The sequence below is a fragment of the Paenibacillus sp. TAF43_2 genome (genome assembly GCF_052113545.1).
Taxonomy (GTDB): Bacteria; Bacillota; Bacilli; order Paenibacillales; family Paenibacillaceae; genus Pristimantibacillus.
Genome location: NZ_JBFRDK010000372.1, coordinates 1 through 1,440 on the forward strand (window position 1 = coordinate 1; position 1,440 = coordinate 1,440).

Genomic DNA, 1,440 nt, shown 5'->3' on the forward strand with positions numbered 1-1,440 from the left:
CTGCTAACCTCAGCATTACCTGCATGGTCAACAGTCCTTGCTCATTGGACTATAGATTTATAAGCGTCTATTTCTATTCCAACCGCTCTCTTACACTGTAATCTAAACTAAATCGTTTATATTTCAGCAACCGCTTCCACATTGTAAAAGGCCAGCATCGGCAAATAAGTCCCCGTATCAATCAGCATCTGAGATGCCGGATTCGTCTGATATGCACCGTGAACACTAAGTTTGCCGCTAGGCTTTCTCGATAATTTAAGCAACACTTCATTGCTCGATATAATTGTCCAGCCGTTCAATAGAATAGCACCCTCTTCGTCCTCTATACCAAACAAATCCGCTTTTGGATTTATCGCAAATAGTCGTTCCGATACATGCTTAAAGCGCAGCTTAATGGCATGTGAATTCGATTCATGTTCCTGTATGTAAATGGCATGTTCCAAATTAGGCGGGTACGCCTGCCGCTGTAAACCATAAACCACTTGCAATGTTATATTCGCCGCACGGCTCCCAATTATTAAATTTCCTGCAGGACTGTTGTGAATATCGTCAGACATCGGACAATCAAGTGAAGGTATGACAGAAACCGAAGGTATGGATATTGCAGCTTGCCGCTGTGCTTCGCGTACCTTCCCCCATTGTTTGTCGTGATGCTCTTTGTCTTCATGAATATTGGTGAAGCGGTTAAGCTGGACCGTTACAAAGGGAAGCTCAGCTATGTTCAATTCCTTACGCCAATATTGAACAACCTTTGTAAAACGCTCCAAGTAAGTATCGGCGCTTTCAGAATTGCAGTCGGAACTGCCTTGGTTCCATACCACGCCAGCCACTTTGCCGCCGCAGCGCTGCACCGTTTCGATCATATTTCGATAAAGATGACCTTCTTCATCAGGATTCCAAGCACGAAGCGCAGAACCTCCAAGAGCCGTTTGTACGAAACCAATAGGATAATGGAGCTCATTTTGCAACAACTTTCCAAAATRCAGCCACGGACTATGTGCTGGATTTACCCACTCCATATTCACCYCATGGATCGTTGCCGTGGAGTCGTTGAACGGATGCGTTGCGAGATCCCACAATCCGTTATTTCTTAGCAAATGAACCCCTAGCATCGGACTATCTTCTACCGTTCCTCTTCCATAACCTGCCGCATTGCTTTGACCGGCTATGATCCATAAATCTCCGACACCGATATGATGGATCATATCTCCGCGTATCGCTCCTGAACCAAGTAGCGCATTCTGATCATGCTGCAAGCAAGTTTCCAACCGGTATAAACCACCAGTCGGAACATGTAAGGTAACTCGCCATCCATTCTCACCCACCATTTCACATGGTGTCCAGCTTAATACATCTCTACCGTTATTCTCATGAACCACTCTTGCAAACACTTGGAATGGACCAATGTGCACTGCCTGGTCCACTTCCCAAGTGCCCGAT

1 protein-coding gene is annotated in these 1,440 nt (G+C 45.6%); it reads right to left on the reverse strand.

The window, feature by feature from the left end; all coding sequences use genetic code 11:
• Nucleotides 1-116: 116 nt before the first annotated feature.
• Nucleotides 117-1,440: sialate O-acetylesterase (locus AB4Z17_RS33460; RefSeq protein WP_441964762.1), on the reverse strand; the 1,324-nt coding region annotated here is incomplete at its 5' end.